The organism is Polynucleobacter sp. JS-JIR-II-b4 (genome assembly GCF_018687815.1).
Taxonomy (GTDB): Bacteria; Pseudomonadota; Gammaproteobacteria; order Burkholderiales; family Burkholderiaceae; genus Polynucleobacter.
Genome location: NZ_CP061306.1, coordinates 743,755 through 766,571, shown reverse-complemented (window position 1 = coordinate 766,571; position 22,817 = coordinate 743,755). Strand labels below are relative to the sequence as shown.

The window sequence follows — 22,817 nt, the reverse complement described above, 5'->3', positions numbered from 1 at the left end:
CTTTATTTTGACTGATTTGCTGAATCTTTGGGCAGTAGCCCAAAACAGAAACCACGACCCTTCAGGTTAATAATCAACTGCTCCAAAACCGCGGGTGCCCATGGATCTTTTCTAGACCAAATGCCCAAGTGAGCCATGGTGATATCGCCATCCTTTAGATCTCTACTCGCTTTATCCAACAGAAGGTGATTGGGGCGCTTCTCGGAGTTCAACTCGTCCCCCAGGAAGCCAGCAGGTGCCCAGCCAATATGCTGATAACCACACATATCGCCGATGCGAATCAAAGTAGGCGAAGTTTTACCCCCTGGAGCACGCCAGACTTTCTGTAGCGGCTGATTTGTCATTTCTTGAAAGCGCTGATCAACCCGACGAATCTGCTTACACATTGCCGCTTCGTTATACAAAACGGTTTCCCCAGCCTTTGGACCAAATTGTGGTTTCTCAAAAACCTGCCCTTTAGGGCCATCCTTCACAAAGTAATCATGGTCGTAGGTATGACTACCGAAATGATTACCCTCCTTTGCCAATTGCTGCCAAAAGGGCTTCCAAGACTCATCTAAAGCAAAGTCGCCGCGGTAGGTTTTTTCATTGGCCAAGAAAAAAGTAGCTTTTACGTTTTGCCGCTTAAGAATCTCAGCTACTTTTTCAGCCACTGACATATTGCCAGTATCGAAGGTGAGGTAGACCTTCTTGCTACATTCTGCGGCTTGCGCATTGGCGCCCAATGAAAAACAGCCGAGCATAAGCACGGCTGCGATACGAATGAATGCGTTAGGACTTAGGCGCTTCATGATATTAATTATTCCCATCCAGCCCTTGGAGTGAAAAACACACCATGTGGTGACTTACCAACCGGAATCACCGTTACCAACTTCATTGTTGGGATATCAATTACCCCAACCTTTTTAGAAAAGCGGAAAGTGACCCACATCGTTTTACCATCTGGAGTAATTTCCATATCGTCTGGGCCGGCTGGTAGTCCAGTGATATCACCCACTTTCTCCAAGGTTTGCATATTGATCAAGCTGATCGTAGAAGCAATGCGGTTGCTGACAAATACATGCTTTTTGTCCCCTAAAGGACGGAAGTTATGGGCACCCTTCCCTGTAGGGATGCGCTTCACTTCTTTGCGATTTTTCCAGTCAATCACTTGAACATTGTCTTCACCAGTAATGCCCACCAATAAATACTGATCACCAGGTGTCATCCACAAACCAGCAGGCACCTTACCTGTAGGCATGACCCACAATACATTTTGTGTTTCAAGATCTATTGCGGCAAGCTCACTAGAGTCTTGCAAAGTAATAAATGCAATTTTGCTATCCGATGTAAAAGCAATATGACTAGGTGTCTTACCTAGCTTTACGGTCTTAGCTAACTTAAGATTTGCACTGTCGGCAGCATAAATATCCACTCGATCCAAACGATTGCCGTTAGCTATAAACCATTTGTGATTTGGGGAGTAACCGATTTGGTATGGATCAATGATGTTCGGAATCTTGCCAGTCAATTCACCCGTGGTTGGATTCATCAATACAACATCATTACCTGCAGCATTGGCAATCAATAATGATTTTTGATCAGGGGTCATCATGAGGTGATGAGGCTCCTTACCAACCGGGATCGTTTTAACAACCTCACGCGTGTTCATATCGATCAAACTGACAGATGCAGAACCAGAATTCAGAATCACTGCCAACTTAGGTTGATTTGCAGGGGCTGCTGAAGCTGCAGGGCTTGTTGTTTGCCCAGAGGCAGTTTGATTGGCCAATAGAAACGCCAATAATGCAGAGGCCGCAATTGTGCGAAAACCTCTAATCTTGATAATTTTGTACATCCCTCCATTGTAAGCAATTGAGGGGAATGAATAGGCCTCCAAATCCAGTGGATATGCCTTGGATTTGACCTAGCGCAAGCTTGTTAAAACCTTTTCGAGCCGCTTTAAGGACATGGGGGTTGGGGTTTTGAGCTCTTGAGCATACAAAGCCACCCTCAACTCTTCCAACTGCCAACGAAAATCCGTTAAAGCCTGATCCTCGGCCATCGCATAAGAGGCAGACCCCTTATTCCCTTGCATCAGTTTTTGCCACGGACGAGCAACCGATTCCCAGTCCTTTTGGCATTGGGCATCACGACTAGGGTTTGATCGTAATTTATCAATCCGCATCGCAATTGCTTTTAAATAGCGCGGCACATGCACCAATTGGGAGTAAGGTATCTCCGCCACAAACTTAGGAAAGATTAATCCCTGCATCTGAGCCTGTATATCGGTATAGGCACTTGGCGAAGCTGCTTTTGCACTAGCGATCTTTTTCTGCAAATCTGCATGGGCTTGCAATGCATTTAATGCGTGGCGAGCAATCTCTTGGGCAATAAGCGCCAATCTCGGTTTTCCTGCTTGTAGGCGCTCGGCAAATTGTTCTGCGTTCACCGGAAGTTGCTCGGTCATAAAAGCACGCTCAAGGGCAATATTCAGAATCTGATCAATCAAGCCCTCTACCGAACCCACATTGATAAATAGCAAACCCAATTCACGAATACCGGGCAATTGTTTTTGCAGAGCTTTGAGCGTGTCTTTATTACTCAGTGCAAATAAGCGACGTAGTCCTAAAGCATGCTGTTTGCGAGCCTCCTCTAAATCATCAAATACTTCGAGATCACAAAAGTCAATGCGATCTACTAGGGCGGGGTAACCAAACAGAGTTTTATTCCCCTTTTGGATCTCTAAAGTTTCTGGCAACTCGCCAAACTCCCAAGCGCGGTAGCCACCCTGCTCGACCTTACGAGTGGTATCGGCGGTATTGGCACCTCCGTTTGAATTGGGTTTGGATTTTTCACCTAGAGGTAGCTCCATTCCCAACTCGACCTGAGCAGTCTCTTGGGCAATCGCTTGGAAGGCATTACGAGCGGTCTGTCCATATTCCGAACGTAAGCGAGCCAAGTTGCGCTCTACCTCAAGCTGGCGTCCATGTTCGTCAATCAGACGGAAATTCATCGATGAATGTAGTGGTAATGCCTCTGGCCTAAAGTCAGTTCGTTTAATTTCTAAGCCGCGCTCTTTGCGAATATCGCCAATCAGACTATCCAGAAAGTCCCCTACGCCAAATTGCTTTTCCTCTAACTTACGCTCAAGAAAGGCCTTTGCATAATCTGGCAACGGCACGCAATGGCGTCTTAATTTCTGGGGCAGTGATTTAAGAAGCAGCAATACCTTCTCCTCACACATTCCAGGAACTAGCCATTCACAACGACGGCCATCCACTTGATTCAGTTGGGTTAATGGAACAACAAGGGTTACACCATCCTTTGGGCTGCCAGGCTCGAAGTGATAGGTAAGACTCAGCTGTGCACCACCGACTAACATCGTCTTTGGATAGCGATCTACGGTAATACCAGCCGCCTCATGGCGCATCAAGTCCGCTTTTTCTAGGCGAAGTTGAGTATCAAGATCTTTTTCGGTATTTCTGTCTTTCGTTAGCCATGCTTTAAGACTTTCACGACTACGCACTTCCTTAGGTATTCGAGACTCATAAAAAGCGAATAACAAATCATCATCTACTAATACATCGGGTCGACGTGAGCGATGTTCTAAAGCTTCGATTTCTTTAATTAAGCGACGGTTATGCCAAAAGAATCCAAACACATTAGGATATTTTTTCTTGGCATCGGTTTCTGTTTCACGCTGGAGTGCAGGCGTATCCATGCGCCCAAACATTTCTTCCTGCACCAGGGCTTGGCCAATAAATAACTCCCTGGTTTCCTCGGGATTGTGTGGTTCATATCGAACCCTACGGCCATGATAAATCGGCAAGCCATACAAAGTGCCCCGCTCAAAAGCCATCACCTCACCCTGACGGTTATCCCAGAAAGGATCACTAAGGGATTTGATCAGACGATGCGCTGCAACGCGCTCCACCCATTGCGGCTCAATCTTCGCAATCGTTCTGGCATACATGCGATTCGTTTCTTGCAGCTCCCCAGCCAAAATCCAGGCGCCTGCCTTTTTGCCAATAGTAGAACCAGGCCAAATGAATGGACGAATACCCCGCGCGCCTACGTAACCACCTGTTTTGCTATTGCGATCTTGAGATTTTTCGTCTTCTTCTTTTTTGGCTACATATCCGAGCAGGCCTGTTAATAAAGAAAGGTGTACCTGCTCATATGTTGCGGCTAAAGCATTTTCCTTCCAGCCTTTCTCGCCCAGCATGGTGTGTAGTTGGCCATGAACATCGCGCCATTCACGCAAGCGACGTGGTGACAGAAATTTGCTTTTACACAGATTCTCAAGCTGTCGATTGCTATGTTTGTGTTTTAGAGCATCTTGATACCAATTCCAGAGTTTGACGAAACTCAGAAACTCAGAGCGCTCATCAGCAAACTGTAGATGAGCTTGATCTGCTGCTGCAGCCTGATCCATAGGGCGATCACGCGGATCTTGAGTTGCCAAAGCAGATGCGATGATGGTGACTTCCTTTAGGGCATTCTGCTCTTTAGCAGCTAAGAGCATTCTGCCAATGCGCGGGTCAAGCGGTAAGTCTGCTAATTGTTTGCCAATAGCCGTGAGCTTGAAGCTGTTATTAATATCCTTACCATCTGCAGGCTCTGATTCATCAAATTCAATTGCGCCCAATTCATCCAAAAGTTGCACACCATCGGCAATCGCTCTGCCCAAGGGTTTATCAATGAAGGGGAAATGCTGGATCTTGGGTAAGCGTAAGGAGCTCATGCGCAAGAGCACTGCAGCTAACGAGCTACGCAATATCTCTGGATCAGTAAATTTAGGCCGCCCTAGATAATCTTGCTCGCTATATAAACGCACGCAGATTCCATCGGATACACGACCGCAACGCCCTGCTCTTTGATTGGCAGCAGCTTGCGAGATGGGCTCAATTTGTAGCTGCTCTACCTTATTGCGATAGGAGTAGCGTTTGACTCTCGCTAGACCACTATCGATCACATACCGAATGTTCGGTACTGTTAACGAGGTCTCTGCAACGTTGGTTGTCAGAATAATCCGTCGCCCATTGCCTGGGCTAAAGACCCTCTCTTGCTCAGCGACGGATTGACGAGCAAATAAACTCAGAATCTCTGGATGAAAGCGTTGCTGCAAGACATGATCTTTACGCAAGGCTTCTGCGCAATCGCGTATCTCACGCTCGCCCGGCAAAAAGACCAACACGTCTCCTGCGCCCGCTGCTCCCTCTCGCCATAAGCTGGCGATCTCTTCCGTCACCGCATCCGGGATTTCCTTGGCAGTTTTGGATTCTTTTTTGCCATCTGGCTTGGCATCCGGCTCTAGCTGTGAGTAACGTTGCTCTACCGGAAACAATCTACCGCTGACTTCGATAACGGGCGCTACCTTGCCATTAATGGCAAAGTGCTCGGCAAAACGCTGGGCATCGATGGTTGCTGAGGTAATGATCAGCTTGAGATCTGGCCGCTTTGGGAGTAGCTGGCGCAGATATCCCAATAAGAAATCAATGTTCAGACTTCGTTCATGCGCTTCGTCAATGATGAGCGTGTCATAGGCGCGTAACTGAGGATCGCGCTGAGTCTCCGCCAGCAAGATACCGTCGGTCATCAACTTGATAGAGGCGGTATGACTAGTCTTATCAGCAAAGCGAACTTGGTAGCCCACATCTTGGCCAATGGGCGAACCTAGCTCCTGGGCGATGCGCTTGGCCGTAGCGGTGGCTGCAATCCGGCGTGGTTGAGTATGGCCAATGAGCTTGCCGCCATTAATCGTGCCTCGCCCCAGATCCAAACAGATCTTCGGAAGCTGGGTGGTCTTGCCCGAACCAGTCTCACCGCACACAATCACCACCTGGTGGCTCTGCAGGGCATCCTTGATCAGCTGACGCTGACCAGAGACCGGCAATTCCTCTGGAAAGCGAATTTCTAGCTTACGTGAGGTGTTGGAAGCAGGCACAGGCTGTGGCATTGCTTTGGGTTTTTGTTGGTTTATGGGCTCTTGCACCCTATAATTTTCTCACTATGCCAACAAATGCACCGAACCAGGCCTTAATGGCCGAAGAAACGACCTCCAACTTCCCTTTCGTAGGGTGGTTGCGCGATGTTGCGCCCTACATTCATAGCTTCCGCGAGAAGACCTTTGTGATCGCCTTTGCGGGTGAACTCGTCCAAGAAATCGGTCTTGAGAATCTGATTGAAGATATCGCCATGCTCCATGCTATGGGTATGCGCATTGTTTTGGTTCACGGCATCCGCCCACAGATTGAAGAGCAGTTGATGCTCCGGAATATTAAAAGCAAGTTTGGCAAGAGCGCCTTGCACAGCTATCGGATTACTGATGCTGCCGCACTAGAGTGCGTTAAAGAAGCTGCCGGTGAATTGCGCCTCGATATTGAGGCAGCATTTAGTCGCGGATTACCAAACACTCCAATGGCTGGCTCACGTATCTCTGTGATCTCAGGAAACTTTATTACTGCAATGCCTGTGGGTGTTGTTGAAGGCACTGATTACATCCATACCGGTTTGGTGCGCAAAGTTGACTCTAGCTCGATTAGACAGTCTCTTGATAGCAATAAGATTGTGTTGCTGTCTCCTTTAGGTTTCTCACCAACAGGCCAAGCATTTAATCTGGCATACGAAGACGTAGCTGCATCCACTGCTGCTGCCCTTAAGGCGGATAAGTTAATCTTCCTGAGTCCATATGCAGGCCTTAAAGATAATGAAGGTGATTTCATCACTGAACTATCTATGCCTCAGTTGCAAGAGTATGTTGCCCAGAACAAAGACATGGATCTCGGCATGAAGAGTTTGCTCAGTATCTCTGGCAGAGCAATACGGGCAGGCGTTAGCCGGGTTCACTTTTTGCCCTGCAATCAGGATGGAGCCCTCCTAGAGGAGCTCTTTACTCATGATGGTATTGGCATGATGCTAGCCTCATCTGATATCGAGAACTTACGTGAAGCTAATCAAGATGATGTAGGCGGTATTTTGCAGTTGACGATGCCTTTGGAAGACGAAGGCATCTTGGCGGCTCGTGGACAAGATGTGATTGAACGTGATATTCAGCGCTTCTCAGTGATAGAGCATGACCGCGTTCTCTTTGGTTGCGCCGCCCTCTTCCCATTCCCTAATGGTGTTGGTGAGCTAGCTTGTCTTGCAGTAGATCCTGACGTTCAAGGGTCGGGTGACGGCGAGCGTCTACTCAAGCGTGTTGAAATGCGCGCCAAGCAAGAAGGTATTAAAAAATTATTTGTTCTCACCACTAGAACAGAGCATTGGTTCTTAAAGCGTGGCTTTAAACGGGCAACGGTCGATGATCTGCCTGAAGAAAGAAAACAAATTTATAACTGGGACCGCAAGTCCATGGTTTTAACTAAAGATCTATAAGTAATTTAAGAAACTGAAGAAATACTAGAAAGGTATTACAGATGGCACGCATGGTTCAATGTATCAAACTCAATAAAGAAGCTGAGGGAATGGATTTTGCCCCGCTTCCAGGCGAGCTAGGTAAGAAGGTCTGGAATCAAGTCTCCAAAGAGGCTTGGGCTGCTTGGTTAAAGCACCAAACGATGCTGATTAATGAAAACCGCCTCAACATGGCAGACCCGCGTGCACGTCAGTACCTCTTAAAGCAGGTAGAAAAGTACTTCTTTGAGGGTGGTGCTGATATGGCTCAAGGTTACGTTCCGCCTGCAGACTAAGTAAATATAGTTTGCAAATAAAGTTTGCCGTGTTGCAGCATGTGATTTATTGAAAAATATATTTTGAATTGCTGTTGACACTGCCAACTATAAGCGTAGGATGAAGTTGTGGTGAGACAGAATTAGTGTCCCACTCACATTGGCGAAAGCCACTTAAGATGAGTGCATCTGTGCACTTATAGATGTCGGAACTAATTACCTTCCGATTATCTGCGCCATGCATACCATGGCAGACAAACCCGATGGGCATACCCCGTCGGGTTTTTTAATTTCTACAGCGCAATTCTTTCAACACCAGCAGCGTTGCTGACCAACAGAATATTGGCTTTTTCTTTAGCAAACAGGCCGACGGTAATCACACCAGCAATTTGGTTGATCTGCGCTTCCATCTGAATAGGATCGGCAATCTTCAGGCCAGCTATATCCAAGATCCAACCACCGTTATCAGTGACCAAAGGCTCGCTGGGAGTTTGATTGAGATCGGCCCTAGTGCTCTTTGCCAGACGTAGGGTAACTTTTCCGCCTAATTTCTCCAACTCACGACTCACAACGCCTTTTGCAAGAGGAATGATTTCTACTGGCAATGCAAAGTTGCCTAGCACCGGCACTTGTTTTGATAAATCGCAAATGCAGATAAATTGCTTTGCCATGGAGGCAATAATTTTTTCTCTGGTGAGCGCTCCGCCGCCGCCCTTAATCATATGACCCAAAGGATCGATTTCATCCGCCCCATCAACATAAGCTGGCAGACCTTGCACATCATTTGGGTCCAATACTTTAAAACCGTGCTTGAGTAAGCGCTCAGTCGTAGCGTTAGAGCTCGATACCGTGCCCGCAAAATGATCCTTATGAGGGGCCAGCACATCAATAAAGAAGTTTGCAGTCGAACCTGTACCCACACCCAAAATCTGACCAGCGGGTAACTTGAGGACTTCATCTCTAGCAGCCTCGCCCACCATTTGCTTTAGTTGATCTTGGTTCATATAGCTATCAAATGCCTTTACTGGAACTGAGTAATTAATCCATCTATCATATGATATCTACAAGAAAACAACCTTAGAGTAACGAGCAAGCCCATGAATAGCACCCCTTCGTCACTAAATCAACTAGAGCAACTGAAGAAACTCACCACCGTTGTGGCTGATACAGGCGATTTTGAGCGTATGCAGGCTTTTCAGCCGCAAGATGCGACTACCAACCCATCCCTGATTCTGAAAGCTGCTCAACAAAGCAATTACCAAGATTTGGTGCAGTCGGTCAAAGCAGCGCATCCAGGTATGAGCCCGACCGACTTGGTGGATTACATTTTGGTTGCGTTTGGTTTAGAGATTCTGAAGATTGTTCCTGGTCGCGTTTCTACTGAAGTTGATGCCAGACTTTCTTTTGATAGCAAGGCGACTGTAACTAAAGCAAAGCATTTAATTGCCCTATATGAATCTCATGGCATTGACCGTAAACGGATTTTGATTAAGTTAGCAGGAACATGGGAAGGCATTGCCGCCGCCAAAGAATTAGAGGCGCAAGGTATTCATTGCAATATGACCCTACTCTTCTCACTCGTGCAAGCGGCTGCATGTGGTGCAGCCAATGCAAAACTCATTTCTCCATTTGTGGGTCGCATCACCGATTGGAATAAAGCTAAGTTAGCTAGTAACTGGAGTGACAGTGCTAATGGTGGCGCAAATGATCCTGGCGTAACTTCAGTAAAGAGAATCTTTCATTACTACAAGCACTTTGGCATCCCTACTGAAATTATGGGTGCCAGCTTCAGAAATACTAGTCAGATATTAGAGTTAGCTGGTTGCGATCTTTTGACTATTAGCCCAGAGCTATTGGCTGAGCTCCAGAGCAGTTATGCCTCAGTCGAGGCAAAACTCGATGCTGCTAATGCCAAAGCAGCATTAGAGGCGGAAGGCATTGCACCGCTAAAACTAGATGAATCCAGTTTCCGCCTGCAGCTCAACAATGATGCAATGGCTACCGAGAAATTGGCTGAAGGGATTCGGAACTTCTGCGTGGATACCGAGAAGTTGGAATCACTACTAGCCAAGTAATTACTTCTTGGCGGTATTGATGCCTAGTATTGAGTAAGCTGGGCAGTTACCGAATATTCCGGTTAATAAAAGAATAATGCCAATCCAAGCCCATGGGCCAGTAATACCAAAACCAGCTAAGCCCATTAGCGTGACGCCAACAGTCATTCGTAGAACGCGATCAGTATGTCCGATATTGCATTTCATATGAAGCTCCTTGTTTTACTTGGCAGCTTTGTCAGATACTTTAGCTAGGCGCTGTCTTAATGCCTCATATAAGCATACGCCACTTGCAACAGATACATTCAAACTAGACACAACACCCTGCATAGGGATACGCACTAGCTCATCACAGGTTTCTTTTGTAAGGCGACGCATCCCCTCACCTTCAGCCCCCATCACAATCGCAATCGGGCCGGTGAGATCGATGTCATAGATCGATTTAGTAGCCTCGTCATCCGTTCCAATTAACCAAACACCCGCTTCTTGCATTTCTTTCATGCTGCGAACGAGGTTGGTCACCGTAATGACTGGCATCACTTCTGATGCACCACTAGATACCTTGCTAACGGTAGCATTAACCGATGCGGAGCGATCCTTGGGAACCACTACAGCATCTACGCCAGAGCCATCTGCTACACGCAAGCAAGCACCAAAGTTATGGGGATCAGTAATGCCATCTAAAACCAAAAACAATGGTTTTTTCTGAGCACTCTCAGCATCCTCAACCACTTCAGTGACAGTGCGTGCCACAGTCATTTTTTCAGCCAAAGCAACAACACCTTGGTGACGATCATGCCCTGTCAACTTATGGAGGCGCTCTGCATCTGCTGCATGCAAACGCTCACCCAAAATCTCTTCGGCTTGCTTTAAAAAATCCCCCATGCGTCTATCACGTCGACCCGAGTCAAAGTACACAGACTTCAAGCTATCTGGGTCCACCCTTAAGCGCGCTTGTACCGCATGAAATCCTACTAGTATTTGCTTCATCTTATTTTTCTATTCAATCTTTATTTACGGCGTGCTTTAGTGCTGCGAACTGGAGGCTTACTGCCTGCAGGCTTGCCGACGGTTCTACCAGGCTTTGCCTTGCCATTTTTGCGAGTGGCTTTACTCTTTGACTGGTTAGCACCCAGAGTTCCAGCAGATTTAGCTGCATTAACATTGATGCCACTTGGCTTTTGTGGAACCTTGTTGTCAGAACGACCTCTTTGAGGGGCTACTTTTTTATTGGGTCTACCGGTATCCGTTGCCAACAACAACTGGCGACGGTTAGAAGAGCCGCCTGGCTCTGCGCCAACGGATTTGACGAGACTAAATTCAATCTTGCGCGCATCTAAATCAACGCGACTGACCAACACATGCAAACGATCACCTAAGCGATAACGAATACCAGTACGCTCTCCACGCAACTCTTGGCGCGCTTCGTCGTATTGGAAGTAATCTCCACCAAGCTCAGTGACATGCACCATGCCTTCGACAAAGAGATTCTCTAGCTGAATAAATAAACCAAAGTTTGCAACGCCGGTGACAGTGCCAGCATATTCTTGACCTAAATGGTCACGCATGTAGTAGCACTTGAGCCAAGCCTCTACATCACGTGAAGCTTCATCAGCACGACGCTCGTTGGATGAGCAATGAACGCCCAATTGGCCCCAGATTGGCAATGCGGCATTAGCACCCTTAGGTGGCTTAGTGCCTTTGGCTGCCCCTGCTTTGGCATCGCTTTGGGATTTCTTGGCATTGACTGCATTCTCACGACCCTTACCTTTACGTGGCAAAGTGAGATTGAGTGGAACCTTCGGCGGCAATACCGGCACGTATGGTTTTTTCTGAAGAATCGACTTGATCACGCGATGCGTTAGCAAATCGGGATAACGGCGGATCGGGCTTGTGAAATGTGAGTAAGCTGGGTAAGCCAAGCCAAAGTGGCCCTCATTGTCGGGCTGGTACATCGCTTGTTGCATGGAGCGCAATACTACTGACTGCAGCATATTGGCATCGGGGCGCTCTTTAATTTCACGCATTAATTTAGCGTAGTCACGTGGCTTAGGTTTATCGCCACCGCCTAATGACAGACCTGAAGTTCTCAGAACTTGGCGCAAAGTAACCAACTTCTCCTCAGATGGCTCACCGTGCACGCGATAGAGGCTAAGGTGCTTATTTTTTTCAATAAAGTCAGCTGCACAAACGTTTGCAGTCAACATGCACTCTTCAATTAAGCGGTGGGCATCATTGCGAAGACGTGGCTCAATGCGCAGTATCTTGCCAAGCTCATTGCTAATAATTTGAGTCTCGGTAGTTTCAAACTCAATAGCACCCCGCTTCTCACGAGCAGCCAATAGAATCTTATAAAGCGAATATAGGTTACCCAGCAGTGGGCGGAACTGGGCAAAGCGTGTTGCTTCAGGACCCTTGCTGTTAGAAAGAATTTCCCAAACAGTGTCATAAGTAAAACGTTGTGCTGAGTGCATTACCGCTGGGTAAAACTGGTAAGCCAACACAATACCGTTGTTATCTACGACAGAATCACACACCATACACAGGCGGTCTACGCCTGGATTGAGTGAGCAAAGACCATTGGAGATCTTCTCTGGAAGCATTGGGATAACGCGTCTTGGGAAGTAGACTGAAGTAGCACGCAGTAATCCCTCGTCATCCAATGGCTGACCTGGTTTGACGTAATGAGATACGTCAGCAATCGCCACGATCAGGCGCCAGGCTTTGGTCTGGCCATACATGACCGGCTCACAATAGACAGCATCATCAAAGTCACGTGCATCAGCACCGTCAATGGTGACCAAAGGCACATCACGTAAATCAACGCGGCCTTCTAGATCAGATTGCTGGACTGTGTCTGGCAATGCCGCAGCCTCTTTCATGGCGGCAGCAGAAAATTCATGGGGGACGCCATACTTACGTACAGCGATTTCAATTTCCATACCGGGATCGTCAATCTCACCCAATACTTCAACTACACGTCCAACTGCCTGACGATAACTATCTGGGTAATCAATAATCTCTACGCTGACAACCTGACCTAGCTTCGCCTGTCCTTGACCCTTAGGCGGAATCAAAATGTCATGACCAATGCGCTTATCTTCAGGCGCAACAATCAGAACACCGTTTTCATTTAAGAGGCGGCCAATCACTACTTTATTAGCGTGCAGAACTACTTCAACAATCTGCCCTTCTGGACGACCACGTCGATCTGTTCCCAATACTCTGACGTTGACTCTATCTCCGTGCATGACGCGAGACATTTCTCTTTCGGATAGAAAGATATCTTCGCCACCATCATCGGGAATGACAAATCCAAATCCATCTCGATGCCCCTGAACTGTTCCCAAACGGTCAGCCTCACGTGGCACCAAGTCTTTTGCTTTACGCATTTAATTCCTTCGGCAATACATGCCCTGTATATATCTGCTGATATCTATTTTTGTTATGAATAAGGCTACTGTATCAAACCACCAAGTCTGAAGGGAAAAAGCCAAATCAGGCCAGAAATGACCAAGAAATGCTCATCCCTCTATAATAAAGGCATGCCCAGGTGGCGAAATTGGTAGACGCACCAGCTTCAGGTGCTGGCGATCGTAAGGTTGTGGGGGTTCGAGTCCCTTCCTGGGCACCAAATAGCTTAAAGTCACCCCTAAGACCCTTAACATGAGGTTTCCTTCTATTGTTGCATCCCGCCAATAAACAAACGCTTAAAGCCAATTGAACCCCACTCTACTCAAGAATTCGAGCCAGACAAGCAATCGAATTAGTCTTTTTTCGGCTACCGCTCTAGGCATTGGCGGAATGATGGGTGCTGGGTTGTTTTCCCTTCTGGGTACCGCTGGCGCCCATGCGGGATCGCATATTCCCCTAGCCTTTTTAGTTGGTGCTATAGCTGCCTCGTTTTCGGTCTACTCTTACGCCAAATTAGGCGCCACTTTTCCCAGCAGCGGAGGCGCCGCGACATTCACGGTGATGAGCTTTGGTCCTGGGGTCATTTCTGGTGGTCTGAATATATTCCAATACATTGCCTATCTCATTGCAGCCGCTCTTTACGCTGCCGGCTTCTCGGAATACGCAAACACTTTACTAGGCGGAAATCTAACTTCACTAGAGGTAAAAATAGTTGGCGCCGTTATTGTCATTCTTTGTGCCGGCATTAACTTATTGGGTACCAATATTGTTGGTAAGGCAGAAATGTTAGCGATTGGCTTTGTCACACTTGCCCTGCTACTGTTTTCTGTTGAAGGCATTCATGCAGCCGATATTGGCGCATATCAGTTTTCTGGCTGGTCTCTCAATGGCATTGCGATTGCTACCGGTATCTTGTATATCAACTACCAAGGTTTCGGCGTAGTTACAAACTCCTCCAATGCCATGCGAGAACCCCAAAAAGAGCTGCCTCTTGCTATGTTCTCAGCGCTGATTTTAGTAACGATTGCTTATGTACTAGTTAGTACCGCAGTGATACTGCTACTTTCACCCGCTCAAATGGCAATCTACAACGGTCACGTATTGGCCGATGCAGCTCAAATCGTATCTGGGAAAGCAGGCTTTATTGTGATTGGTGCCTCCGCCCTCTTGGCCTGTGCCGCTGCGCTCAACGCCACTATTTTTGCCGCATCCAATATTGCAGCTGATATGGCACACAAAAATTCTGTTTCTAAAGCCCTAGGTGACTCGGTCTTAAAAACAGAGTTTCGTGCATTAACTGTGTCTGCATTCTTAGTGATTGCTTTGGTCTTGGCATTTCCGCTGGATGTTGTGGGCAAAATGGCGAGTCTTGCCTTTTTATTGGTGTATGCCGCTATTACTTACGGACACATTCGCGTACGCAAACAAACTGGCGCAAAACTATGGCCGCTCTGGGCCGCAATCATCATCAACCTGAGTTTGTTTACCACCCTATTTATCAATGTGATCGAGACTGCGCCAAATAGTGCAATTGCTCTAGTGATCGCCCTAATCGGATCTTTTGCAATTGAAGCAACTTCTCGTAAATTTCTGAGGAAGAAATTAAAGCCCCATTGAGCGGTGCAAGATTTTAGATTTCATCTCCACCCACAGGCTTTCAAAATCTTCGGTCTTGTCTTCTGACAGTTGAATCGACTCAAAAAGACCGCCAAAGATGATGGAGCCCTTCTTCACCAAGGTCTTATCAAACTCACCCAGGGATATTGGCTTATCGTCCATATCCCTAGTGAGCTGGGCTGAGCAAACAATAGCCTCCACATCATCCCGATCAATGACTGCAAACTCAATAAATTGTTGATTCTTTTCAACAATGACCAAGGTCCCGCGGGCATAGCAAACGGCCTCATGTGCTTGCACGATGTATGCAAGAAATTGATTCTGCTCATCGTCACTCTTCATGGGAAGATCATCAATAAAGAATAGGTATTGATCTCCCTCGCTATTTACCAAAGTAAATACCTTTGGAACAACTCCATGCCCCAAAGCTAAATTACGGTAATAAGAAGAAATTTCTACGGCGAGATTTTCAGAAAATAAGTGCATAGTGATTCAGGAAAATATTACTCTTTACGAGTTTTAATAGATTCGATAATTTTATAAAAAGAGTCGGGCTTAACTGAATTCTGACCCTTAAACGGCTGATCGGTTATCACTAACAAAGATATCAGCGCACCCATGGTGATAGGCAAGATTTTCAACCCCAAGAAGAATGAATCTGAGGGCAAGAAGAGAGTATTAATGCCCATCAATGCGAACATACAGATCAAAATGACTATCCAAAATAAACCCGGCAAGCGGATATTCGAACGCTCAATGCGAGCTTCCCTACTCTCAGCAACCTCTTCAGATTTTTTGATGATATCGGTATACATTGCCGTTTGACGATTAGTTTGGGGTTCAATTGACATCAATTGTCTAGAAATCCCGCGCCACAACATATGGGTCTTGGAGCTGCCTTCACCCTTTTGCAATAGAGCCCACTCGTCATTCACAATCGAGTTCATATAGTCAAATAGCTCAACACGAATAGGCGCAATGGATGGATCGCCAAATCGGGTCAGGAGACGATCTAGGTTATTAATGCGTCCAGCCTCTTGCGATACTAGTGTTTGCACCTCACGAAAATTGCTTTGTGCTTGATTGAGCAAAAAACCAATCAACAATCCGCTAAGCGTGATGATGGATCCAAAAAGACCCAAACCCAATCGGGTGCTATCTTGTGTGGGCGCAAAGATCGGGATGTGTTGCAAAGCACGCGGCATCACATCGAGCAAGGTGACAAAAAAGATAATCAGCAATATCAGAATTTGGATATTACTTCTTCTGTATATCCAATTAAAGAATAGGCTTTCTTTGGAAGGAGTACTCATAAGACCTAGCTATTGATATTTTTTTGTAGAAAATGAAGTGTACGCTCCCAGGCTAGCTGTGCTGCTTCAGCGTTGTACTTTAGGGGAGCCAATCCGCGTGCATCCGATTTGGGGTTTGCAAAGGCATGCTTTGTATCGTAGCGGTGAAATTCATAATCCACGCCTGCTTGTTTTAGCTTTTGCTCCAACTGGTCTACACCAGCAATTGGGAAGAACTCATCATGCATAGCCCAGTGGCCTAACATTGGCTTGCTAATAGCATCCGCATTGACATATTCCAAAGGAGGATTGCCGTACCAAACTATAGAGGCATCGAGCTCCGGCACATTGCAAGCAGCCAAAATGGTCAGCGCACCACCCATACAAAATCCGGTTACTGCTACCTTTGCGCTACCAGTAGCTTTTAAGTACTGAACTGCACCTCGAATATCTTGACCAGCCGCATCACCAAAGTTTAGGTTGCCCATTAAATGCTCAGCTTCATTGGCTTCAATCGCCAACTTGCCACGATATAAATCCGGAACTAATGCGCGATACCCTGCTTTAGCAAGGCGATCAGCAACCGCCTTCACCTCATCATCAAGACCCCACCACTCCTGAATAACGACCACGCCAGGAGCGGTTGCTTTATCAACTGGCTCAGCCAAGTAACCCTGTACCGTCTGTCCATCGGGTCTTTTAAATTCAATCATGAGGTCTCCTTATGTTCTTTAGTTCTTACGCTTTTTTCGTATCAGAATGAATATATCCCACAACCCAAAAAGTGAGCAAGCCACAAATGGCAGCCCCATATCCAACTAGGTTGTAATGCTCCATCCTGCCATTAGTTGTAATTGTGACCACTAGGCCTGCTACTACTGATGCTATGCCTGAAGCTAACATCTGAACTGAGCCAATTAAGCTCATAAAGGTTCCCCGAATTTTGGGCTCTACCATTTGGCTCACAATAGCCATGGCCGGAATCATTCGGCCAGAAATCAAGACAAAGAAAGCGGTCTGATTAACAAGTACCACCCATAAAGGAACCGGTATTAAATTGGTTGTTACTAAGATCGGTATCAAACTAATGATGGCTAGTATGCGAAATACTTTGACCTTGCCATATTTATCCGCCATGTGTCCAATAAATCTAGAGCTCATCAAGGTCGCCAAACCACCACAAAGATAGATCAGGGAAATGTAGGAATTTTCGATCCCAACGTTAGCGGTCAGATAGAGGGCAATATAAGGAATGACAGTAAATCCAGTCAGCATAATTAGCCCCACAAACAGAAAGGCGCGTAGATGACGATGGGCAACAAAGACTTCGTAGATTTGCTTGAAGCGACTACCCTCCTGGACGTGATGCAAATGCCCAGAAATTTTAGGGATATAGCGATATCCAATCAATAGAATCAATATGGAGATGAGTCCAATAAACATAAACGGAGCGCGCCAGCCTAAAAAGCTAATGTGGTTGGCCAAGAACAAACTTAAAGGTACGCCTGCAACAGTTGAAACGGAGAAAGCAGCCATGACCGTACCCAGCGCCTTACCTCTGCGTTCAAAAGGAATGCTATCAGCCACAATCGTTTGCACCAAAGATCCTAGAATGCCTCCAAAGGCACCTGCGCATGCACGGGCGATAAATAGCATGTGATAGTTTGGAGCAAACCCACAAGCTATCGTTGCAATAATGAAGCAAATATACAAACGCAGAAGCAACTGCCTACGCTCAAATCGATCAATGTAATAGGTGGCAAATACACCTGCGATCGCAGCGGCAAAAGTGTAAGAAGACAGCAGCAGACCAAATTGATGCGTATTGATATTGAGCTCCCGAATGAAATCAGGGCCCAATGGCATCATGATCATGAAATCCAGGATATGGGTGAACTGAATACCCGCCAATGAAAATAAAAAGAAGCGTTCTTGCTTCTTCATTTCGGCTGTGTGGGAGGCATTATTCAAGGGCTACTTTACTTGGGTTATTTGATATGCCATTATCAACCCTGGTAAGAATATTTGCTGATCTGAACTTGATTAATATCCCAATAAATTTATGCTAATCACCCCCGACGATATAACCCAATCAACCCTCGTGGGGATCCCCCTTCTTCCGCTAATTAGGGATGCTTTTTATGGGATAGCGGGCCTGATCATTATTCTATTTTTTCATGGCAGTGGCATTAATTATGTCATCATGCGTTTTGAGAAATTTACCAATAAAAACCTCAAGAAAAAACAATACGACTGGGTATTTTTTCATTTCTACCTATCATTTCTCTTCATTGCCATTATTCATCTCATAGAGATTGTTATCTGGGCGGTTTACATTACGCAGATAGGTTTAATTGACAGTGGCATACAGGCCTTAATGTTTGCGGGGAGTTGCTACACCACCGTAGGCTTTGTTCCGGATGTCCTGCCGGCAGGCTGGAAAAGTCTGGCTTTCTTTATTTCCTTCTCCGGACTATTCTCCATTGCATGGACAACTTCAGGCATGATTGGAATGACTAGCTCTTATAAGGCAGCCTGGAACCTCAAGCACCATCAAAACGATCCTACCGCTTCTTAATGTAGTACCCATAGACACAACGATTACCGCCCCTGGATGGGTTGTGTGTATCGTGAATCACGCCATCAATAATTGCCGTGAGATGCTTGGAAACTTTAGCAATTAGTATTGCTTTGGGCAGCTCCTCAGGGCGTAGATGTACCTGACAGCCCGCCCCTACTTTCATGGTGGGCACCCATTCAAAACCTAAACCCACAATGTAATCATGAAATACATTCCGATGATTGCCATTCCTGGGTGATGAACCTTTGACATTGAGCCTTTTAGCAAGGCGGTCATTTTTTAGTTGGGCGTAACTCTCATTTGCCAGTCTTAAATCCTCATAGACCTGCATATAAGGCAGGCTTGCGGCAATGGCAATGGATCTCACAACGCAATCTCCTGCGCCGCCTTTAAAGCCAGCCGCCTCCCTACCGCCATCATTCAATTGAAATGGAAACTGAGAAGATTTAGAGAAGGGGTTTAGAAATCCAAACATTTGATTGTGCCCAATAAAAAATGGATTTGCTTTATGGGCAAATCCATTCTTTTTAGAGGCTTAGCGTACTTACTTAGCTTGAGCCTTCTTAACCTCTAAGCGCCATGCATGCAACAAAGGTTCTGTATAGCCATTAGGCTGCTCAAGACCTTTGAAAATCAGGTCACTCGCCGCTTTATAGGCATATGAATCTTGGTAGTTAGGCATCATTGGCTGATACAAAGAATCACCGGCATTTTGACCGTCAACCACTTTAGCCATACGTTGCAAACTCTCGTTGACTTGATCAGCAGTCACAATGCCATTGAGCAACCAGTTAGCGATGTGCTGGCTGGAGATACGCAAAGTCGCACGGTCTTCCATCAAGCCTACGTTATGAATATCAGGAACCTTAGAGCAACCAACACCTTGGTCAATCCAACGAACCACATAACCCAAGATACCTTGGCAGTTGTTATCTAATTCTTGCTGAATCTCATCCTTAGACCAGTTAGCATTCTCAACTACTGGAATAGTCAACAAGTCGTTAATTAACGCTTCAGCTTCAGCTGCTGTATCGAGCTTTTCCATTTCTTTTTGGAGTTCAGCTACGTTTACTTGATGGTAGTGAAGCGCATGCAAGGTTGCTGCCGTTGGCGATGGTACCCAAGCGGTATTTGCGCCCGCTTTAGGGTGAACAATCTTCTGCTCAACCATGGCCTTCATCATGTCTGGCATTGCCCACATACCTTTACCGATTTGAGCACGGCCACGCAAGCCACAATCCAATCCTGCAAATACGTTACGACGCTCGTAAGCGGATAACCACTTGCTGGTTTTCATATCACCTTTACGCATCATTGGACCTGCATACATCGCTGTGTGCATTTCATCACCAGTACGGTCCAGGAAGCCAGTATTGATGAAGGCTACGCGCGCGCCAGCAGCAGCAATAGCTGCTTTGATATTGGCGCTCATACGACGCTCTTCATCCATGATGCCCAGTTTCACAGTGTCTACTGGTAAGCCAAGTAATTTCTCAACACGCCCAAAGAGCTCGCCTGCAAAAGCCACTTCTTCTGGGCTATGCATTTTTGGCTTCACGATATAAACAGAACCCTTGCGAGTATTACCAATGGTTTGGCTTGCTGGACGATTGATGTCGTATAAAGCAATCAATACAGTCACTACCGCATCCAAGATACCTTCGTAGATTTCTTTACCTTCGCCAGTAATGATGGCTGGGTTTGTCATTAAATGACCAACATTACGCAGGAACAAGAGTGAACGGCCATGCAAAGTTACCACACCGTCTTTTGCATCAACAGCGCCGATACCGGCCTTGTACTTACGATCTGGGTTTAGTGAGCGAGTAATCGTCTTATCGCCCTTCTTCACTTCCTCAACTAAAGTACCTTTTAAGATGCCTAGCCAGTTTTCATAAGCAAGAACCTTGTCGTCACCGTCAACGGCAGCAATCGAGTCTTCCAAATCCAAGATAGTGGAGAGCGCAGCCTCAAGCACAACATCATTGATGCCTGCAGGATCGCTAGCACCAATCGTTTTTGTCTTATTGATTTCAATATCAATATGAACACCGTTATTGCGCAACAAGATAGAGCTTGGTGTTGCTGCCTCACCTTGGTAACCAACAAATTGCTTCTCATCAGCCAAACCTGTTGTAGTGCCGTCTTTTAATTTAACGGACAGCTTATTACCATCAACAGAATAAGCAACTGAATCACGGTGTGAACCTTTTGCCAAAGGCGCAGCCTGATCCAAGAAATTACGAGCGTATGCAACTACTTTTGCGCCACGAATTGGGTTGTAAGCGCCAGTCTTGGTTGCGCCATCTTCTTCTGAGAGAACATCAGTGCCATAGAGGGCATCGTATAAAGAGCCCCAACGTGCATTAGCAGCATTTAAGGCATAGCGTGCATTAAGTACCGGGACCACTAATTGAGGACCAGCTTGCAGAGCCAACTCATCATCTACATTCTTGGTGGTTGCAGTAATTTTTCCTGGGACATCAACTAAGTAGTCGATCTCTTTCAAAAACTTACGGTATGCAGGCATATCCTTGATTGGGCCTGGATTGGCTTGGTGCCATTTGTCCAAATCCAACTGAATGCGGTCGCGCTTTGCGAGCAAGGCATCATTTTTTGGTGTGAGGTCTTTCACGATCTCATCAAAACCTTTCCAAAAATCGGCACTCTTAATACCGGTACCTGGAAGTACTTTGTCTTCGATGAATCGATATAAGGGAGTTGCCACCTGGAGGCTATTGCAAGTAGTGCGCGCAGTCATGTTGTGAACCTTTGTCTCTAAAGCGAAAGTTAATAAATATGGTTAATTAAATATTTTCCATCAATCCTGGAAAGGATGCTGGAGAAGAATGGTTTCATCACGCTCTGGGCCTGTTGATACCATTGCAATCGGCTTACCAGCCACTTCCTCGATACGACGCAGGAACTTTTGAGCCTCTGCAGGCAACTTATCCCACTCGCGAATGCCGAAGGTTGTACCCTTCCAGCCCGAGAAATCCTCATAAATTGGCTCGCAACGGGCAACTGATTCTGCACCACGTGGCAATACATCTAACTTCTTGCCATCAAGGTTATAACCAACGCATAAGCGGATAGTTTCAAAGCCATCAAGGACATCTAACTTAGTAATGCAAAGACCAGATAAGCCGTTAATCTGAATCGAGCGCTTCAATGCAGCAGCATCTAGCCAGCCAGTACGACGTGGGCGGCCAGTGACAGAACCAAATTCTTTACCCACTTCAGCCAAACGCACGCCAATCGGATCTTGTCTTGCTGGATTGTCATGGTCATACAGCTCACTTGGGAATGGACCTGCACCAACGCGTGTGCAATACGCCTTCGTAATACCTAGAATGTATTGCAAGGAGTCTGGTCCAACTCCTGAACCTGCAGCAGCATTACCTGCTACACAGTTACTGGAGGTTACATAGGGATAGGTGCCGTGATCAATATCGAGCAATGTGCCCTGCGCACCTTCGAACAATAGATTTTGGCCAGATTGCTCGGCAGCATACAAAGCGCTGGACACATCCACCACCATTGGCTTGAGACGCTCTGCATAAGACATCGCTTCGGCTAAAGTCTTCTCGTAGCTGACTGGCTCAGCACCATAGTAATTCGTGAGCATGAAATTGTGATATTCCAAGTTCTCACGCAACTGCTCTGCAAATTTTTCTGGGTAGAACAAGTCTTGCACACGCAAAGCACGACGCGCTACTTTATCTTCATACGCAGGTCCAATGCCGCGGCCAGTAGTCCCGATCTTAGCCTCACCGCGCTTTTTCTCGCGAGCATGATCAATAGCTACGTGATATGGCAGAATTAAAGTGGTTGCCTCAGAAATCTTGAGTCGAGACTGAACATCTAAACCAGCAGCCTCGAGCTCGCCGATCTCTTTAAAGAGCGCCTCTGGTGAAAGCACCACGCCATTACCGATATAGCAAATCACGTTTTTATGCATGATTCCAGAAGGAATCAAGCGCAGAATGGTCTTCTTGTCGCCGATGATTAAGGTATGGCCAGCATTGTGTCCACCTTGAAAGCGAACTACTGCTTGTGCATGGTCAGTCAACCAATCCACTACCTTACCCTTGCCTTCATCACCCCACTGAGTGCCAATGACAACTACGTTACGACCTTTGGTTTGCTGCTTTGAAGACATAATGAAATCCAAAAAGATAATTACAAAATAAGTTAACTACTTAAC

Annotated in this window: 19 protein-coding genes and 1 tRNA gene; 6 read left to right on the top strand and 14 right to left on the bottom strand. The window is 46.4% G+C overall.

All coding sequences use genetic code 11. The annotated features are described in order from the left end of the window. Nucleotides 1-2: 2 nt before the first annotated feature. From ICV90_RS03905 to hrpA, 3 genes are all read right to left on the bottom strand, one after another. Complete coding sequence (locus ICV90_RS03905) at nt 3-809, bottom strand: polysaccharide deacetylase family protein (protein ID WP_251367794.1); 807 nt, start codon at nt 807-809, stop codon at nt 3-5. Continuing rightward, on the bottom strand, nt 800-1,837 hold the full coding sequence (locus ICV90_RS03900) for a cytochrome D1 domain-containing protein (protein ID WP_251367793.1): 1,038 nt from the start codon (nt 1,835-1,837) through the stop codon (nt 800-802). The genes ICV90_RS03905 and ICV90_RS03900 overlap by 10 nt, the downstream gene beginning before the upstream one ends. A 69-nt stretch (nt 1,838-1,906) precedes the next feature. Further along, complete coding sequence (hrpA, locus tag ICV90_RS03895) at nt 1,907-5,941, bottom strand: ATP-dependent RNA helicase HrpA (protein ID WP_251367792.1); 4,035 nt, start codon at nt 5,939-5,941, stop codon at nt 1,907-1,909. 53 nt (nt 5,942-5,994) lie between these two features. Between hrpA and argA the strand changes: the two genes are divergently transcribed. Next, nucleotides 5,995-7,359 (top strand): amino-acid N-acetyltransferase, encoded by a 1,365-nt coding sequence (gene argA / locus ICV90_RS03890; protein WP_215359872.1) that lies wholly within the window; start codon nt 5,995-5,997, stop codon nt 7,357-7,359. Between the two features lie 41 nt (nt 7,360-7,400). Next, complete coding sequence (locus tag ICV90_RS03885; protein ID WP_215359870.1) at nt 7,401-7,673, top strand: oxidative damage protection protein; 273 nt, start codon at nt 7,401-7,403, stop codon at nt 7,671-7,673. 272 nt (nt 7,674-7,945) lie between these two features. Here the strand turns inward: ICV90_RS03885 and rpiA are convergent, their stop codons facing one another. Next, nucleotides 7,946-8,656 carry a ribose-5-phosphate isomerase RpiA gene (rpiA, locus tag ICV90_RS03880; protein WP_215359869.1) on the bottom strand — a complete coding sequence of 237 codons (711 nt, stop codon included), beginning with the start codon at nt 8,654-8,656 and terminating at the stop codon, nt 7,946-7,948. A 93-nt stretch (nt 8,657-8,749) separates the two neighbouring features. Between rpiA and tal the strand changes: the two genes are divergently transcribed. After that, nucleotides 8,750-9,727 (top strand): transaldolase, encoded by a 978-nt coding sequence (tal, locus tag ICV90_RS03875; RefSeq protein WP_215359867.1) that lies wholly within the window; start codon nt 8,750-8,752, stop codon nt 9,725-9,727. Here the strand turns inward: tal and ICV90_RS03870 are convergent, their stop codons facing one another. Genes ICV90_RS03870 through rnr form a run of 3 tightly spaced genes read right to left on the bottom strand, consistent with a single transcriptional unit; the run spans nt 9,728 to nt 13,098 of the window. Then, on the bottom strand, nt 9,728-9,913 hold the full coding sequence (locus ICV90_RS03870) for a DUF2892 domain-containing protein (protein ID WP_215359865.1): 186 nt from the start codon (nt 9,911-9,913) through the stop codon (nt 9,728-9,730). Nucleotides 9,914-9,928: 15 nt separating this feature from the next. Further along, nucleotides 9,929-10,696 (bottom strand): 23S rRNA (guanosine(2251)-2'-O)-methyltransferase RlmB, encoded by a 768-nt coding sequence (rlmB, locus tag ICV90_RS03865; protein ID WP_215359863.1) that lies wholly within the window; start codon nt 10,694-10,696, stop codon nt 9,929-9,931. A 20-nt stretch (nt 10,697-10,716) separates the two neighbouring features. Continuing rightward, nucleotides 10,717-13,098 carry a ribonuclease R gene (rnr, locus tag ICV90_RS03860; protein WP_215359861.1) on the bottom strand — a complete coding sequence of 794 codons (2,382 nt, stop codon included), beginning with the start codon at nt 13,096-13,098 and terminating at the stop codon, nt 10,717-10,719. 155 nt (nt 13,099-13,253) lie between these two features. On the opposite strand from rnr, the gene ICV90_RS03855 reads away from it, so the two are divergent. Together ICV90_RS03855 and ICV90_RS03850 are read left to right on the top strand one after the other, a co-directional pair. After that, nucleotides 13,254-13,340: transfer RNA gene (locus ICV90_RS03855), tRNA-Leu, on the top strand. 86 nt (nt 13,341-13,426) lie between these two features. After that, nucleotides 13,427-14,737, top strand: a complete 1,311-nt coding sequence (locus ICV90_RS03850; protein ID WP_215359860.1) for an APC family permease — start codon at nt 13,427-13,429, stop codon at nt 14,735-14,737. Here ICV90_RS03850 and ICV90_RS03845 read toward each other — a convergent pair. The 4 genes from ICV90_RS03845 to ICV90_RS03830 are packed head-to-tail and all read right to left on the bottom strand — an operon-like array spanning nt 14,723 to nt 18,000. Next, the gene (locus ICV90_RS03845) at nt 14,723-15,223 is read right to left on the bottom strand and encodes a hypothetical protein (RefSeq protein WP_215359858.1); all 501 of its coding nucleotides are present in this window, start codon (nt 15,221-15,223) and stop codon (nt 14,723-14,725) included. The two genes, ICV90_RS03850 and ICV90_RS03845, sit on opposite strands and share 15 nt — an antisense overlap. Nucleotides 15,224-15,240: 17 nt before the next feature. Beyond that, nucleotides 15,241-16,050, bottom strand: coding sequence for a DUF4239 domain-containing protein (locus ICV90_RS03840; RefSeq protein ID WP_215359856.1), 810 nt, complete (start codon nt 16,048-16,050; stop codon nt 15,241-15,243). A 5-nt stretch (nt 16,051-16,055) separates the two neighbouring features. Next, complete coding sequence (locus ICV90_RS03835) at nt 16,056-16,742, bottom strand: dienelactone hydrolase family protein (RefSeq protein WP_215359854.1); 687 nt, start codon at nt 16,740-16,742, stop codon at nt 16,056-16,058. Nucleotides 16,743-16,767: 25 nt separating this feature from the next. Continuing rightward, entirely contained in the window at nt 16,768-18,000 is a 1,233-nt protein-coding gene (locus ICV90_RS03830; RefSeq protein WP_251367791.1) for an MFS transporter, read from the bottom strand. Between the two features lie 91 nt (nt 18,001-18,091). Between ICV90_RS03830 and ICV90_RS03825 the strand changes: the two genes are divergently transcribed. Continuing rightward, nucleotides 18,092-18,607: a hypothetical protein gene (locus tag ICV90_RS03825; RefSeq protein ID WP_215359853.1), complete on the top strand. Its 516-nt coding sequence runs from the start codon at nt 18,092-18,094 to the stop codon at nt 18,605-18,607. Here ICV90_RS03825 and ICV90_RS03820 read toward each other — a convergent pair. The 3 genes from ICV90_RS03820 to ICV90_RS03810 form a co-directional block, all read right to left on the bottom strand. Continuing rightward, on the bottom strand, nt 18,594-19,085 hold the full coding sequence (locus tag ICV90_RS03820; RefSeq protein ID WP_215359851.1) for a hypothetical protein: 492 nt from the start codon (nt 19,083-19,085) through the stop codon (nt 18,594-18,596). The genes ICV90_RS03825 and ICV90_RS03820 overlap by 14 nt on opposite strands. A 69-nt stretch (nt 19,086-19,154) precedes the next feature. After that, nucleotides 19,155-21,371, bottom strand: coding sequence for a malate synthase G (locus tag ICV90_RS03815; RefSeq protein WP_215359850.1), 2,217 nt, complete (start codon nt 21,369-21,371; stop codon nt 19,155-19,157). 60 nt (nt 21,372-21,431) lie between these two features. Continuing rightward, entirely contained in the window at nt 21,432-22,772 is a 1,341-nt protein-coding gene (locus ICV90_RS03810; protein ID WP_215359848.1) for an adenylosuccinate synthase, read from the bottom strand. Nucleotides 22,773-22,817: the final 45 nt, after the last annotated feature.